The organism is Metabacillus sp. SLBN-84 (genome assembly GCF_053629595.1).
In genome coordinates, this window is record NZ_JBRJIP010000007.1 from 21,215 (window position 1) to 37,364 (window position 16,150).

Genomic DNA, 16,150 nt, shown 5'->3' on the forward strand with positions numbered 1-16,150 from the left:
CTTATTTGTAATAGTTTTCAATGGTCTTATGAATAAACTCTGCACTCTTTTGTGCACCGTTTTCCGCTCTAACCATGACACCTAATTCTTTCGCTTTGTTGATGACATCAATGGATTGGGTCGCAGCAATGGCGTCAGCCAGTTTCTCGGCAGTCAATTCCTTGCGCGGAATCGACCCTCCGCTTACACCCAGCTCAACCATTCTCTTTCCCCAGGCAAACTGGTCGTTTCCAAACGGAATCACCACTTGAGGCACACCAGAACGAAGTGCTGCCGCCGTCGTCCCTGCCCCACCGTGATGGATAATGGCAGACAGCTGTGGAAAGAGCCACTCGTGAGGCACACTTTTAACGTACAGGATATCTTTTGTGTTTTCTCTTTCTTCCATGCCTGCGCCAGCATTGATGATTCCGCGCTTTCCGTTCTTCTCAAGCGCCTTTATGACCATGTCTGTAGATTCAGAAGCATTTGCCTTATCCCCCACACTTCCAAATCCAACATATACCGGCGGCTCTCCGTTTTTGAGGAACTCCTCCACCTCTTTTGACGGTTTGTAATCGGATTGATCTTCAATGAACCAGTATCCAAAAGAGTGAACATGTTCAGGCCAGTCATCCGGAACAGGGAAAACGCTTGGACTTAGTGACGTAATTGTAGGATGGCTTGCGGTACGCTGTTTTGGATAGGGATTCGAAAAATCTTTCGGGAGCTGTCCATACTTCTTCATCCAGTATTTCTTCAAGCCAGTATTGGCCATCTTCCAAAATCCTTTTTCAAAGATGGAATGAGTCAGTTTGTTCACGGTCTTGCCAAGACGCAGACGATCATAAAAGATGATGGCCGGATATTCTTTTGTAGGTGTCATTGGAAAAGGTGTGGCCAGGATGCTTGGAATGCCCATTTCCTTCGCAACAAAATATCCGAGCGTAGCTCCTGGATGGTAGACGATAGCATCGGCCCCTTCGCAGGCTTTATGCATGTCTTCCTGGCCGCCGATCATCAGCTCAGCCAAGTCTTCATTTTTAAAGTTTAAGCTCGTGAAAAATTTCAGTGGACTATCTGCATCCTTCACCACTCCGCTTTCTAAAATTTTGGTAATATCACCGCGCATGGGTGCATACTCAAACCCGTACCCTTCGACAAGCTGGCGGTATGATTCCGATGCGGCAATGCGTACCCGGTACCCTTTCTTTTTCAGTTCTGTGCCGAGCGCTAAAAACGGCTGTGTATCTCCTCTAGTTCCGGTAGAAAGCATGGTAATTAACATATGTGAAACCTCCTGGGTTTAATCTTTAAAACGACAGTGTTGTCGTTATTATTAATGTATAACATACCAGCATCATTGTCAATATAAAAAAGACACCTCTGTCGTTTTTCATGACTTAGGTGATCCTGACATCACTTTTCTTATCTTCTGTCTTAATTATGTAACCATTGCCATGTCACATATTCTAAAATACAAAAGAGATATTATATGTATAAAACACCTTTAACATATACAACGACCTATAAGTCGTTGTGTGAATGGTTACTGTAAATAACAGCAATTCATCTTGCTGATTTCTTTAAGAAATACAATTAGCATCTTTTAGCTTGGTTATCTTTAAAAGATAAAATTCCACCACAAAAACAAAAAACCGATTCCTATTAAAGGACCGGAAATAAGGATTAAAGACAAATAACAAAAATCTTTGAGGACCTCTTACAGCATATACAATGAAATATATGTCATTGTATATGCTGTATTATGTTAATAAGTATATATTGTTGTTGTTTAAAGTTCTTGGTTTCTATCTGAAAGAACCTAGATTTCGGGGTTAAAGGGTCAAGAGCCTATTGCTCTTGGTCCCTGCCTAATGAAAAAATAACAGGCTGGTACAAAGAAGGCTTTGAATCAAACGAGAAAATCGACAGTATCAAAAAAGCAGCCCTTTCATCGGGTGAAGCTGGAGAAGAGTATGTTGTTCCGGGCAAATACAAACAAGGTGAAGCAATTTATAAGCACTACTACAAAATAGGCTATAAAGAATATGAAGAAAATCAAAAAGAACGGAATGCAGTTGCAGGTGCTGGTGTAGCCGGAGCAATTGTTCTTGGGTGGTTTGGCAGAAGACTTTATGTATCAAGGAAAAATGCATCTTAAAGGAGCCATAAGATTCTCGATCTAAATGAATCAAACCGGAATCAAAGGAAACACACTAAGCAAAAACAAACTTATCAAATGTGCTATATTATAGTCATAGATGCTTCAAAAGGATTGATGAAATGATTGAGGGACCAAACTTGAGAAATATGCGTGAAGAACGCAGAGTTCCCATCGGTTACCTTGCTAACGCTCTTGGCATTTCGGTCAGTACCCTGATGTCCATTGAAAGAGGCAAGCAGCACATGGATAGAGACCAGCTACACTTGATTTGCGAAATATACAATGTAAAAAAGAGTGATCTTATAGCAAAGCCTAAGCCATGATCACCCTCCCTATTCGTTCCTATGAAAGCCTTTGGCCATCCCCCAGATGATCCAAAACTCTTTAAAGGCTTACAAATAGACCTTTGCGTTCTCCCAGGAAGTCCTTCCTGGGAGTTTTTTCTGGCACTTTCTGTTATTAATCGTTTCAGTGATTTTTTAAAAATGGCTTCACCTTTAAATAGGATGGATATGTTGCCAATAATATCTTCATCTGATATCAATTGTGGATGTCCATGAGTGATTGATTGGTCATATGGTCATAAACGGCTCCATAACGATGTGATATGACAACCCTAACACTACTTGTTCAAGGCTTTATCAATAGCTGCTTGTGCCTTTTTCATTTCTGAATTTGCTCTTTCTGCATATCTTTCCAGTACGATCCGCGCAGCCATCTCAATGGAGTAGTCCCTGTTCCGCGCAATTTCATGAAGAACATCCTCCGTTTTCTCGTTTACTCGTACTTCTATGTCCATTTTCCATCCTCCTTCTGTTCGTCTATACTCTTATCTTTAGTTCTTTTTTAATAGCATCAATAAATGACTCTATAGGATGTTCAATTAAATTCTTCTGCTTTTGAGTAAATGTTGCACCGGATCCCTGAATTTCTTTAACCATTGCATCAATATCCATTCTTTGCAGGATGTACGGGAAGAAGAAACGGATGACAATATCCTTCCACGGTCTGTCCGGACCACTTCGTATATATGATTCTCCGACAACAGATTTATTCAGCAGTTTCTCCCTCTTGTCCTTTAGTTCCTTTTCTTTTTTCTCTAAATTAAACGGTAAATTTTTGATGCCAGAATCCTTCAGCAAGTATGCAGTCACTTGCTGCTTATAATCCCGTGTTCCGTTTGAATAAGGCTCAAGCTCAGCCTGGTGATAAGTTTCCGGGTGATTAAATTGCTCCAAACGTTCTTTCTCTCTTTGTCTCTCAAGTTCTTCTTGCTTTTTACTTTCAATATCTTTTAAGTGCTGTATGTACTCAGTGACGATGTGTTCTTGGTAATCTTTGATAAGGTCCCCTTCATTTTCGGCGTGAAGAGTAAAAAGGTTCTCTTCAAAATCTACGGTCAGAGCTCGCTCGAGGCTTAAAGTAACGGGTTTTCCTACGACATAGTAATCAAAATCTCCACTCTCCCGTTTTACAAGTCTGAGAATGGTACAGCTTCTTTCAACCGGATTGAAGTAGGCAAGACTTACAACGGAAAAATGGCGGATCCCCATAGTGTCCTGTATATAGTTTTGTTCCTCCGGATGGATACTGTAGTATTCATCCTGCCACTCTTGATCTTGACGGGTCTTCATCAATAGCTTCGCTTCTGCCTCCACAAGAGTCGTATGGGGCGATACGGATTCATTGTAGGCAAGCCATTGCTGATCAATGAAAAAGAACGGCTTAAACCCGTGTTCCGTATAAAGTGCCTTCCTCTTTTCTATCTGGTCACTATACTGCTTGCTCGTTTTTAAACCTGTTAGGAAATCAAGTGCCCAAATGGTACCGTCAGGGAGCTCAAGGATAAAATCCGGCACGATACCAAGCCTGCTCTTAAATTTGTATCCCTCAATAAGAGCGAGATTAAGGGAATGAAACAGCTTTAGCTGGGCTTCAATGAATGTACGGATCAAGGTCTTTCCTAAATCATGTGTTTTTCTGTTTTCATGTTTACTTTTTTGCTGATTATATGTTCTATAGTTTTCACTGTAGGAACATTCTCTTTTATCAAAGTGACTGAACGAAAACAGATGTTCATTCGGTAGAACGATTTTCACACTGGTTCCGCAGCACAAGCACTTAAACGCCTTCTTCCTTGAGAAGTTTCTGTATTTCTCCTCAAACACAGACTTGGCCTCTTGCTGTGAGTGCCCCTTTTTCTGATGTTCCCAAAGTTCAAAAACAATATTTACTTCTTCATCGTAGAGTAACGCTGTATCCATTATATTTCTCCTAACCCAGTATTTTCATAATCCTATTATAGTAGATAACTGGGCTGTAAACAGTAAAATAGTCATATTTTACATTGACATACATTGCTGCATATTATGAACTGACTGTTACTGATAATTGATTATTACTACCCCTCCACAAAACACTTAATCGCATTTTTCTAGTTATTGTCTTTCAACCATTTCTACCGTCTCACGCAACATATTCCCTGTTTCTTCAATCAGCTTTAAGATTAAATGCGACTCAGATTCCCTTCTTCTAATATGTTGTAGGCACAAATTATCTGCTTTTAAAGATTCTAGGGGTCACTTCGTGCAAGTTTGCATTAATGCCGTAACCCAACGTTATCAAGTAACTTAATAATTCTTGCCGGACTGAGGTGTAGCCGTCCTGCGCTGTTTTACGATTCGGATTCAAAATGGTAAAGATTAATAAAAATAGCAGCGATCAAGGCTACTTTCCATGCTTTGGTATTTAAAGAAGTAAGAAAAACTCTGCTTTGCCCTCCCCGGCTTGTTCGCCGCGGCGGCCTGCCGCAAACAGCACAGGAACCTACGGAGTCGATTACAGTCCGTGGTTATCGGGCCGTTTAGTGGGAAAGCGACTACAGGCTGACAGATTTTGATCAGCCTGTAGTGCTGCCAGCAGAAACGCTTTAATTCTTTGATTTCATCCTTTGCATTTTTAATAGTTAAGGGTATTAAGAAGGTAAAAAAAGGAAATAGAGGATAAGTAAAAGGCACTTCGTCTATACGAAATGCCTTTTACTTAAATTATTTAATGTGGTAGTTGAGAAAGATTTAAACCTAGATAGAGCTTCATAGTCCTATAATAGCTCAGGTTTTAATTAATTTATAGTAAGAGGGGATCTGTGCATATAGATTTTACTGGCATATCCATGTGAGAAAATAACCAATAGGATAGTAAACAAGTTACTAGTCGTCCAATAGATATAAATAATCGCTGGGAGTGAAAAACCCAAGATTATCGTTAATGCAGTAATTATCCCTCCAACTATATAGGACAATTTCTTATTACTATGATTCTTGCTGTTTATATAAAAATATGTCATCGTAATAACCCCTGAGAAGATAGGTAAAATAAATGTAGTATCTGTTTTTCCTAATTCAAACCACAATAAGCTATCACTTGAAATACCTGGGTTGTTTCTTATAACGGAATAAAAAGAGAATATCAATATTGTCTGGACGATTAAACTAATAAGAGAGAACATACAACTGCCTGACTTAGTGATACTATATCTCTTATAAATTTCTTTTCTTTCTTTATTCAATTCGATTTTGTCTTTTTCTTTTGATGCTATAGGAGTTTTTGTTGAAGCTATCTCCTTATCTATCAGTTCTATTAGGTTCGAAGTCACATATTGCTTAAAGTTTAATGGCGCAAGTAACAATTTGAAAATAATTGTAACGACTATTACAGAGATCCCGTAATTGCTGAAAAAAGAGTTGAAGAAATCTAGACTGCTGCTGAAAATTGTGTTTAATATATCCATAAAGATTATTAAGCTATGCTTTTATTAACTTTTTTTGTACTTTTTACGCTACTAACTAGTCCATAAATCCAAACAATAAGGAATAAAAATATAAACAATACAGATACAAATTCATTAAGCAACGATAAAACAATCGCTAAGCCAACTAGTAAAACTCCTTGTGCAAACATTCCTAAGTAAAAGTGTCCAAGACCTGGAAAAATAATTGACAATAATACTGATAACCATGTTTTTTTCATTTTATTTCCTCCTAAAATTTTATCTCTTTTCTTTTAAATGCTAAAAAAGTTATAGACAGCAACGCAATAACATAAATGAAGTTAATTACGATTGAAAATTCTAAGGTCATTCCTTCAATTGGTCCTGTTGAACTGGATAGATATTGCTTCAGGTTTAAGTTAGGGAACAGTAGATATTTTCCCCATGTAAACCCACTAAATATTGAAGTGAGTGTCCCTATTGAGAACATAGTCAGTATACTAGCAGTGATAGCAAAAGCACTATTATTTATCAAAGTTGAGATCATAAAAGAAATGGTAACAATTACAGAGATAGAGATACACTCAAACATATATTTCTTGAGAAGATACATAGTGTGATTCTCTGTAATAATTTCCCCTTGATTGTTTAATAGATAGGTTGGTGTATCAAAACTTGCAAAGCCGTATAAAACTCCGCCTGTTAGATATGAAACAATTAATAATTCAGCCAATAACAGAGCAATAATAATTAGTAATGTAATATATTTTGAAGCAAGTATTTGAAACCTAGAAAATGGTCGTACCAATAATAATTTAATAGTTCCTTCAGAAAACTCATTAGCTACTATTCTGCTAGACAGTATTACCACTGCGAGAGTGATAAATAGTGTGATACCAGCTGAAAAAGACATAAAAGTCCATTGAGATTTTTGATAGGGATTTATATTGTTTTCTAGGTAACTTTCCAGTTGTTTAATATCTTGTTCAACAAATTCTTTATATTCATCATCCATCTCATTTAATTGACTTTCTAAATTTCTCATTTCGGACTTAACTTCCTGCTTCCAATATTCACCATTTACTGTTGGCTCAATATTTTTATCGATATAGATTGATAGGAATATTAGCGGCACTAAGCTTACTATAAAGAACCAAATGCTTTTTCTTGAGAACATTTTCATTAGTTCATTCTGAATTAGTTTTAGGAATCCCATCACAATCCCTCTGCTTTGGTAAGTTTAAAATATTCTTTTTCTAATTGAACTTCTAAATCTCTAATACCATAAATCTTTACTCCATTTGAGGTTAATATTGAAACGATGTTAGGGATATCTTCTTTAGGAGTGGAAACCCTTATAAAATCTTCATCATTACAGTCAACTTGAAAACCTGTCTCTCTTAGAATAGTCACAGAGGCATTAACATTGTCTACTTCAATCTCCTTTTGATGCAAAATAACGTCATCATTTAAAGCAATTATGGCTGATAACTTCCCGTTTTCTAAAATTGCAGCTCTATCACAGATTAATTGCATTTCTGAAAGCAAATGGCTTGAAACAATAATAGATTTACCTTCAGCTTTAAGAAGTTTTAAGTAGTTTCTAAAGTCTATTATCCCTTGAGGATCTAATCCATTGGTAGGCTCATCCAAGATTAACAAGGAAGGATTATGCATAATGGCTTGAGCAATTCCGAGTCGCTGACGCATACCCAACGAATAATTCTTAACCTTTTTATGTATCGCTTCTTCTAAACCAACCATTCTAATGGCTTCATCAACTTGTTTCATAGTTATATCTTTTTTGGACATCCTTTTAAAATGTATGAGGTTCTTGTAACCAGACATAAATTTATACATACTCGGACTTTCAATGATTACACCAATATCATCTAAAACACGCTGAGTGTCTTTAGTTATATTAATGTTGTTCATAAAAACACTGCCACTATCTTTCTTGATTAACCCCATGATCATCCTGATGAGAGTAGTCTTTCCAGAACCATTCGGACCAATTAGTCCAAAAATTTCTCCTCGTTGAACACTAAAAGAAACTTTTTCTAATATTGTTTTTTTTCCTGCAACTTTTGATAATCCATTAACTATTAAAAGTTCATTACTGATAATGTTCATCTCCTTGACTCAATTAAGCCGCATTAAAGTATGTATGGCATATACCAATTAAAAGTAAAACTCGATCTTTATACTCGGTATCATGTAGTTTGAACTTCCCTTTAAAAGGAGGCTTTAAGGGAATGTGCCATTCTGCAATTAACTGATTGTCTACCGTCAATTTTGCCCATTCAAGAGGAACTTTTTTTATGTGGTAATTTTGTCCATCGAAATCAAAATCTGTTTTTTCTACAATATCTAACATTCTTTTATCAACTAAATGGATAGTATACTCTTCTCCATTTTCGAAATAACTGATTTTATACTGTCTCCGTTTCATCGGATTAAGGTTAGCCTTTGCATTAAAGATTAATTTATTTTTGGAATCCAATACTTCATATTCAACGAAATACTTCCCCTCAAAAAAGACGTCAAGCATGCGCACCAACCCATTAGAATATTTTTTTCTAATGCTCCCAATATTCTCATTGTTTTCATTAAAGATTTCGGAAGCTTTTGTTGAATAATTAGTTCTCCAGTTGTATTCAAAGAGCTGCAATTATTATCTTCCTTTCGAAAAAATTTCATTGAATTTTATTTTTTTGAGTAAAGCTGTTTTTTTGACACCGTATACAACTTCATAACATGAGGGACTTCCGAGATTTATTTCTAAGATTTTATTTTTATTGATAATATATGATCGATGGGAACGCACAAATTCCTCAGGGAGGTACTCATGGATTAACTTTAATGGTAGTTGAATACTGATTTCTCTATCAGTAGTGTGTATGATTGATTGTGTGCCTAATTTTTCAACAAATAAAATATCCTTCAAGTCAAAAAAAACAATTCTGTTTTTTTCTTGTAAAATAAGCTGCGTATCATGTCTTAAAACCTTCACATACATCTCCCTAACTATTATGTAAGTATAAAGGCAATTATGCGGTTGGAAACCATCACTTCAAGAACTGCGCCTATCAGAAGCAAAGAAAAAACCAATGGCAGCTCTTTTTTTAAGATTCCTAGATTAAAATGCCAATAATAATTAGATGGTAATTTCTTTTTGATTATTTGGTAAATGATATGTAAGTTCTTTGTTGAAACGTAAGATATCACCAGTAATGCAAACAACTCAAAAACACCGTGTATTAATGATACTGGAAAATATATTAACGGGTTGATTCCGCTGTTTCCAGCTGCCAGACCAATAGTAATTAGGATTTTGATAACAAATGGTATAGCTATGCCAAATGGAGCAACAAAAAATAATAATAAAATTGTAAAAGCGTTACTTATGAATATAAGAAAAATGAAATTATAATCCAACAGCCCTCCTTGCATAATTAAATTATCTTGGTCACCGCTCCCAATAAAGAAGCCGATAGAGAAACACAATAAAACTAGAACTGAAAAGATAGAAAAAGTTATCTTATTATACAACAAATGGAAATATCTCCTTTCACTAGAAATTTACAACTTTTTACCCCAGAAAAAAAGGGTAAAATATACCATTTTCGATATATAAACCCTTATTCCTACAAATATTTACAAAATCTTAAAATTCTTTTAAAATATGGATAATTATAGCAGTTGAGCTATATCCCAAAGCAAACCGACGATTTTAGAGAACTTAGCTGCAGGAATTAAGTCTGCAATGAATTTTGCTAAGTCAACAATGATTCCACCGATATCTGTCCAAGATACTCCATCAGATGCTCGTACCATTGCTTTAAGTTTATAAGCGATTGTAGAAGCAATTCTTGCTGCATCTATACCTGGAACTAAACTTACCAGACCATCAACGATCTTATTAGCTACATATGTATAGCTTACATTGCCTGTTGTAAATAAGCTGTATAACATTTTTTAATCCCCCAATGATAATTTGAAATTTGTAGTTCATTTGATTAAACCGGCTAATTATAGCAGTTGCGCTATATCCCAAAGCAAACCGACGATTTTAGAGAACTTAGCTGCAGGAATCAAGTCTGCAATGAATTTTGCTAAGTCAACAATGATTCCACCGATATCTGTCCACGTTACTCCATCAGATGCTCGTACCATTGCTTTAAGTTTGTAAGCGATTGTAGAAGCAATTCTTGCTGCATCTATACCTGGAACTAAACTTACCAGACCGTCAACGATCTTATTAGCTACATATGTATAGCTCACCTTGCCCGTTGTAAATAAGCTGTATAACATTTTCTCACCTCCCCTTTTTCTAACTCAGGAAAATTGTAACAAAATTTAAGGGAAAATTTGTCTAATAATAGCAAATAAAGGGTTTTTTTGACTAATTAGACCATAAAACATACTTTAAAATACTTTCAATTAATAGTTTTAATTTTCTGATATTTTATTCGATTTTTTAATCAATAAAAATCATAATAGGAAGATAGTTGTATATCGTAATAGGAAGTACATGTATTTGTGAAATACAATGTGATTTTCTGACGACAACTTTCAAAGTACCGTTAAGTGATTTTATTAGATGGCATTTATGCATGCTAATGGGATCATCCTAATAAGATGTATGTCTCACAAAACACTTTACATTTTAAGGTAATTTTAAGGGTTCGTTTATATTATTTCATTGTACTATGGAAAAAAAAGGAGGTTTAACATGATTGCCATTTGCAGAAGAGAATTTCTAAGCTTGTTTAAAAGTATGAAGTCTGTCATTTTCATCCTGATTATAACCGGGATGACATTTTTGATAGGTGATGTAATGTCCGGCATTCCCCCTCAGGAACTAGAAGAACTCGGTCTTAAAAATGGATACATATCAGGCCTGATGTTCTTAATGTATTTTTTTGGACCGCTGTTTGTAACAAGTCTCTCCCACGACATCATTAATAGGGAAACCCAGAGCAGAACAATGAGATTTCTGATAACAAAAGTAAAACGGGATGACATTGTGCTCGGCAAGTTCTTTGGAATAACAGCTTTCTGGACTGCCTGTCTGTTTGCAGCACTGGTGCTGATTTCGATCTTTACTCAATCATTTTATCTTCTTCCTTTTATTGAAAACATCGTTTTCTTGTCCTATTTCATCGCACTGAGCCTGCTGATGAGCATCATAATCGGCCGCCCTGCCCTGACGATGTTTTCAGGAATCATATTGAGCATAGCTCTGCCGGTAATCGGAATATGGGGCCTTGTGAGTGACAGCAATATGATCATTAATATCCTGAGTGTTTTTACGCCCTACTATTTCTTCAGTTTTACAGACACTCCGGCTCTCAGTTATTTAACGCTTATTTTAACCTTGCTTATGGTGATGGGATCGGTCATTATCTTCAGAAAGAGGGATTTTTAATGAACGTGATTGAAACGAAGTCTCTGACAAAGAAATATGGAGCAACTACAGTCGTTAACGACATTTCACTAACAATTGAAGCAGGAGAGATTTTTGGATTTCTTGGCACAAATGGCGCCGGTAAATCAACATTTATTAATATGATAACTGGCATCATCCTGCCTACTTCCGGTGAATACAAGCTTCTCGGTTCAGGCATGGACGAGATAGAAAAAATGAAAGACAAAATTGGCGTCCTTCCTGATTATTCATCCTTTTATGATGACCTATCCCCTTTACAGCACTTAGAGTTTTATTCAAGCATCCTTAGCACGAAAAAAAGCAGAACTGATTTACTCCATCTGCTGAATCGCGTCGGTTTAAGTGAGGCAGCTCACAGGAAAACCAAGAAATTTTCTTTTGGAATGAAAAAAAAGCTGGGAATTGCGCAGGCCCTCATTAATGATCCTGACCTTATCTTTCTGGACGAACCAACCTCAGGTGTAGATGCGGAATCCATCCTTGACATACACTCCCTGATTCTTGAACTCCATAAAGAAGGAAAAACCATTTTCATGACGTCCCATAATCTTGACGAGGTAGAAAAAATTTGCACAAAGATCGGCATTATGAGAGACGGATCTATTATCAGCCTCGGTTCTATGGAGCAATTGAAAAAGCAGCATCAAAAAGCATACAGAGTATCAATGAAACTCAGGCAGGAAATAGGCAGTAACAAAACAGTGCTGAAGAAATTTATTTACGGCATGGCTGATGAAATTGTCTACACAAATGAAAATGTCCATTTTACAGTAGCAGAAGAACATAAAATTTCAGCCGTTATCCGGGCAATGACACTTTCCGATATTGATATTTTACGTGTTGAAGTAGAGGAGCCTACTCTTCAGGATATCTTTCTTTGTAAAGAACAGGCAGACGTTTCGTAAAGTTAATAACAGGGGGGAACTTGGGAACCTTCTTATCATCCCAGGCTCGTTCACCAAATTTGGGCATATCAAGTGATCTTGATAATAGGTTTTTACATAAGGATAAAAAAGGTAAAATTTAAGGTGAGGCAATTCATATTGAGAATGAACCAAGAGGATTCAGAAACCTAAAATATATGTTGTATTATACATATATTTATATAGCTATGAGTATTTCACCTTACCTACAACATGGGTTCAAAGCGTTAAAGAATAGGCTGATTTTGCACATATCCGTTTCCTACTCGGCTGAATAATTGTATTTGTAGTTAGATGTCTTCTCCAATGCATGCAAAAGAACTATTTCATTGAGCTTAATGCGGACAATATCGTTAAATTGGTTGATGATTCTAATCTCATCCGTTTCCTCGTTCCAGTAATGGATGAAACCAATAAAATGCAGGATTTGATTGTTCTGCAAATAAACAACGGAGATTTCATACTGAACTCCATCGCTAGACTCAAAGATTGCTGGATGCTCACGGCCTTTTCACTCGGCATTATACTCATACTATTACCGCCCTTATCGTTCACTATAATCAAGTATGCGAACTTTTGTTCCCTTATTCAATATATCTTTTAAACGGATGATAAGAACATAACTTCTTTGTCACTTTGAACAGAAAGGATGATTTGTCTATGTTCATTTAAGACGGCAAAAAAACACGAAGAGAAATGCCGGCGTTGCATGCTGGTTTGCATTCGTTTGTTTTGGTTTGCTTCTCTTATAAACTCTGCCGCCGAAATGTTTATCTTGAACCGGCCGCTGTTTAGCTCATTTGAAATTCTGGCAAGTGGCCTGGCTGTTTTCTTTATCACAGATCTTGTCATAACCTTCAGGAAATGATCTGTTGTTTTGTCTTTATGTTCTCTTTGACAGGCTCGCATGCCTGTTTTACTAAGAGAAAAACGGTCGTTTTTCTAACCATGCGTATTTCTGATCACCAAAGCGCTTTTTGATTACATCAAGTCGATTAAAAGCCCCCTGAAGGGGGGCGACTGCTAAGCAGTCACCGCGTCTTTAGGCATTTTTTTTTGAGCACTTCAATCACCTGGTGGCTGCAGGAAACAATGTCACTTCCAATCTGTTTCATGATGCTTATATCTTTGCTCCACCCTGCAATGTAACCGAAACTGTATTCTCCTGTTTCATATCCCAAATGATTCATGACCACATACGCAACAGCCTCCGCCTGTGCTTCTCTGATGCGGCTGTCTGCCTCTTCGAATTTGGCTCCTTCCCTATGAAGCAGGTGATGAGCGTATTCGTGTATCAGTGTCTTCAGCTGCTGAAGCGTGCTTCTCTCCTTATGAATCGCAATGTAATGACCGGTTAAGTGATAATACCCGTTTGCCTCGCCTGTGTCTTTAAACTCAACGGGCACCCCTATCTTTTTTATCCATTCCTTCAGCAACGCCTTCTCCTTATCCGCGTCTCCTTCTAACAGGCTGACCGGAGGCTCAGGGAGTTCGTCGCCGTTTGTGTGCGTGACATCAAAAACATTCACATACCTGAAACCGTAAAGAACCTTCTTTTCTTCACTGCCCTCTTCTTCTTTTTCTTTCTTTTTCCCAATCAACGGCGCAAGGACCCTTATGGCTTTTGCCCCCTTCACTACAAACCGGCCGTGCTTTTTCCACTCCTGGAATCCCTTTACATGGGTTGCATCAGGCCTCTGCGTGTAGATGAGGATGGTGTTATTGAAACTGTAGCTGTGAAAGCTTGCAATAAACTTCAGCCATCCGCGGAACTTCTCGCTCATCATGACCTCCTGTATCCCTTTGTCGAGTTGCTCCTTGATTTCTTCCAATGCTTTGTTTTGTGCCACTTGTTTTTCCTCCCTTGTAATTGCGCTCTGAGCGAGTCACTTCCCTAAAGGGGAGGATTTTCGCCCTTTTAACGCGGAGAACGAACAAGCAGCATAGGCAGGGGGTCAAGGGAACAGCACAAAAGTTTTTGATGGAGTCCGATCCCATCACAAAAGTTTTTGCCCCTTGACCGGCTGACTGTCCGACTTGCCTTTCAGCAGTCAGAGGGCGTAAGCCTGGGAGGCTCAGGCTGATGAAAGGGTAGCTCGGACTGCGCCATTGTACGATTCAGAGCGCAAAAGGGCTGAAAGAAAGACAATATAAAAAGCAGCCGGCCGGCTGCTTTCCTTTTTTCTCTTTATAATTATGCTCTCCGGCTCGTTCGGTATGGCGGTCATCCGCAAATGGAACAGAAACTTACCGGTGTGTAGGTGAAGAATGAGCCGTACAGACCGTGGTTGTCGGGCCATTTAATGCCGAAGCGACACGTTACAGAGTGACGGAAAGACGGTTTTCCTTTTCGATCACACTGTCGTGCTGCCCCCCATAATTTGTAGAACTGGGTCATTTATCTCTAAAGAACGATGTTTTAATACGTTGCAAGCATTTATGTTTCATCATTATTATCAATAACATATACATATATATTATCTTATATGTTATTGGTAATAATAATCATATATAGTAAGGTTGATTTTCTATAAACAAATTATATCCTGACAGCTGATTGCCCTCTTGACGGTCCAAGTAGAAATGAACAGCAGCATAGCCTCTCTAGTAGAGATTAGTGACATTAAAAAATGTGAGTTTTACCTATCTTCAACATAAGAAAAAAGATTGAATTATTTTATATTATTTTACTGTAGAAGATGATCTTGGAAATCGCTATAGTAGATAATGTTGCAATCAATTTCAGGAGGAAGAAATGAAGAAAATTTTACTAGGTATTTCAATGGTTGTTCTGCTCTCTGGATGTGGAATAGACGAATCACAGCTGGAAAAAATGATGACCATAATGTCAGAAGACAAAGTGATGTTGGAGCATTTGTCCAGCCTGTCTTATGACATATCTGCAGAAACAGACTATGAAGACGACTTAACTGCGGCAGTATCAGATTCTTTTGACAGCCTTTCACCAAAAGAGCAAAACAATTACGTTGATCACATGAATGAAATTGCCCTGAAGTACAACGGTGATCCGAAGGACGGTTCCTTCTTCTGCGGTGAAGACTACGAGTGTTACATAGGCGATATTGAAATAAAAACAGAGAATCACACGTACACAAAAAGATATTCTGAAGATGAAAGTATGTCGCCCCTGCTCTATAAAAATGACGAACCCATATACGACGCAAGCCAGAAAGACGGCATACCCGTAACAGAAGCTGAAGAAGTCACAGAAACAGATGAAGAAGAAGTTATAGAAGAACCCGTTGAAGTTACAGAAGACGATAATGCCCCTGATCTGTCAACAGCAGACGGCAGCGATTGGGTGACACTGACGTCAGATGAAAAAACAAGTCTTGTCAGCGAAGCATTGACCAATATAAGAAGTCATGGAACGGTTGTAAATGCTGATGCAGATTGGTTCGTTGAAGCTTTGGATGCGTTCTATGGAGATGAAATGACAAACTCCACCCTCGTGAAAGAAGCAATCGCCCTAAGCGGAGTTGGCGGGGGAGTAATTGAATAAAATACCTCGAAATCTAAAAGAACATTTTTAAAATAGCAATAAATAGAAAACACTGCGTATATGTGAATAATTCACAATAAAAAAAGACTCGTAATGAGTCTTTTTTATATCACCTGAAAGCATGTGTCACCATTTCGCGCTCAAGTGCATCGTCCAGGTGCTCAAATCCTGTTCTATATCCATTCCCGTAATGCTCTTCACACCAATCTCTGATCAGTTTATTGCCTTTATCTTCATCACCAGTTGTTCCTGGATAGACACCCATTTGCCAATTGTAATAAATCCGTCCAACGAGGAAAATGTTCTTTCGTTCATTTATTTCACCTCAAGGTTCTAG

17 protein-coding genes are annotated in these 16,150 nt (G+C 37.5%); 4 read left to right on the plus strand and 13 right to left on the minus strand.

Going from position 1 to position 16,150, the window contains the following annotated elements:
• Position 1: 1 nt before the first annotated feature.
• Positions 2-1,267: a glycosyltransferase gene (locus tag RKD52_RS22395; protein ID WP_454101609.1), complete on the minus strand. Its 1,266-nt coding sequence runs from the start codon at positions 1,265-1,267 to the stop codon at positions 2-4.
• A 1,025-nt stretch (positions 1,268-2,292) separates the two neighbouring features.
• On the opposite strand from RKD52_RS22395, the gene RKD52_RS22400 reads away from it, so the two are divergent.
• On the plus strand, positions 2,293-2,469 hold the full coding sequence (locus tag RKD52_RS22400; protein ID WP_454101707.1) for a helix-turn-helix domain-containing protein: 177 nt from the start codon (positions 2,293-2,295) through the stop codon (positions 2,467-2,469).
• A gap of 299 nt (positions 2,470-2,768) precedes the next feature.
• On the opposite strand, the gene RKD52_RS22405 is transcribed toward RKD52_RS22400, so the two are convergent.
• The 11 genes from RKD52_RS22405 to RKD52_RS22455 all read right to left on the minus strand — a co-directional run bounded on the left by RKD52_RS22405 (position 2,769) and on the right by RKD52_RS22455 (position 10,229).
• Complete coding sequence (locus RKD52_RS22405; protein ID WP_454101610.1) at positions 2,769-2,945, minus strand: hypothetical protein; 177 nt, start codon at positions 2,943-2,945, stop codon at positions 2,769-2,771.
• Between the two features lie 22 nt (positions 2,946-2,967).
• Positions 2,968-4,410 (minus strand): hypothetical protein, encoded by a 1,443-nt coding sequence (locus tag RKD52_RS22410; protein ID WP_454101611.1) that lies wholly within the window; start codon positions 4,408-4,410, stop codon positions 2,968-2,970.
• Between the two features lie 857 nt (positions 4,411-5,267).
• Entirely contained in the window at positions 5,268-5,936 is a 669-nt protein-coding gene (locus RKD52_RS22415; RefSeq protein WP_454101612.1) for a membrane protein insertase YidC, read from the minus strand.
• A gap of 8 nt (positions 5,937-5,944) precedes the next feature.
• On the minus strand, positions 5,945-6,175 hold the full coding sequence (locus tag RKD52_RS22420) for a sugar ABC transporter permease (protein WP_454101613.1): 231 nt from the start codon (positions 6,173-6,175) through the stop codon (positions 5,945-5,947).
• 11 nt (positions 6,176-6,186) lie between these two features.
• Positions 6,187-7,131, minus strand: coding sequence for an ABC transporter permease (locus RKD52_RS22425; protein WP_454101614.1), 945 nt, complete (start codon positions 7,129-7,131; stop codon positions 6,187-6,189).
• On the minus strand, positions 7,131-8,048 hold the full coding sequence (locus RKD52_RS22430; protein ID WP_454101615.1) for an ABC transporter ATP-binding protein: 918 nt from the start codon (positions 8,046-8,048) through the stop codon (positions 7,131-7,133). The genes RKD52_RS22425 and RKD52_RS22430 overlap by 1 nt, the downstream gene beginning before the upstream one ends.
• 13 nt (positions 8,049-8,061) lie before the next feature.
• Entirely contained in the window at positions 8,062-8,586 is a 525-nt protein-coding gene (locus RKD52_RS22435) for a tubby C-terminal domain-like protein (protein WP_454101616.1), read from the minus strand.
• A 3-nt stretch (positions 8,587-8,589) separates the two neighbouring features.
• A complete protein-coding gene (locus RKD52_RS22440; protein WP_454101617.1) occupies positions 8,590-8,928 on the minus strand; it encodes a LytTR family transcriptional regulator DNA-binding domain-containing protein in 339 nt (112 codons plus the stop codon).
• Between the two features lie 17 nt (positions 8,929-8,945).
• Entirely contained in the window at positions 8,946-9,470 is a 525-nt protein-coding gene (locus tag RKD52_RS22445) for a hypothetical protein (RefSeq protein WP_454101618.1), read from the minus strand.
• 138 nt (positions 9,471-9,608) lie between these two features.
• Positions 9,609-9,890, minus strand: coding sequence for a hypothetical protein (locus RKD52_RS22450; protein WP_454101619.1), 282 nt, complete (start codon positions 9,888-9,890; stop codon positions 9,609-9,611).
• Between the two features lie 57 nt (positions 9,891-9,947).
• On the minus strand, positions 9,948-10,229 hold the full coding sequence (locus tag RKD52_RS22455; protein ID WP_454101620.1) for a hypothetical protein: 282 nt from the start codon (positions 10,227-10,229) through the stop codon (positions 9,948-9,950).
• Between the two features lie 421 nt (positions 10,230-10,650).
• On the opposite strand from RKD52_RS22455, the gene RKD52_RS22460 reads away from it, so the two are divergent.
• Together RKD52_RS22460 and RKD52_RS22465 are read left to right on the plus strand one after the other, a co-directional pair.
• Positions 10,651-11,346 carry an ABC transporter permease gene (locus RKD52_RS22460; protein ID WP_369734324.1) on the plus strand — a complete coding sequence of 232 codons (696 nt, stop codon included), beginning with the start codon at positions 10,651-10,653 and terminating at the stop codon, positions 11,344-11,346.
• Positions 11,346-12,272, plus strand: a complete 927-nt coding sequence (locus tag RKD52_RS22465; protein ID WP_454101621.1) for an ATP-binding cassette domain-containing protein — start codon at positions 11,346-11,348, stop codon at positions 12,270-12,272. The genes RKD52_RS22460 and RKD52_RS22465 overlap by 1 nt, the downstream gene beginning before the upstream one ends.
• Before the next feature lie 1,049 nt (positions 12,273-13,321).
• Here the strand turns inward: RKD52_RS22465 and RKD52_RS22470 are convergent.
• A complete protein-coding gene (locus RKD52_RS22470) occupies positions 13,322-14,140 on the minus strand; it encodes an ArdC-like ssDNA-binding domain-containing protein (RefSeq protein WP_454101622.1) in 819 nt (272 codons plus the stop codon).
• Between the two features lie 905 nt (positions 14,141-15,045).
• Between RKD52_RS22470 and RKD52_RS22475 the strand changes: the two genes are divergently transcribed.
• Positions 15,046-15,813, plus strand: a complete 768-nt coding sequence (locus RKD52_RS22475; protein ID WP_454101623.1) for a membrane lipoprotein lipid attachment site-containing protein — start codon at positions 15,046-15,048, stop codon at positions 15,811-15,813.
• The last annotated feature ends 337 nt before the right edge of the window (positions 15,814-16,150 follow it).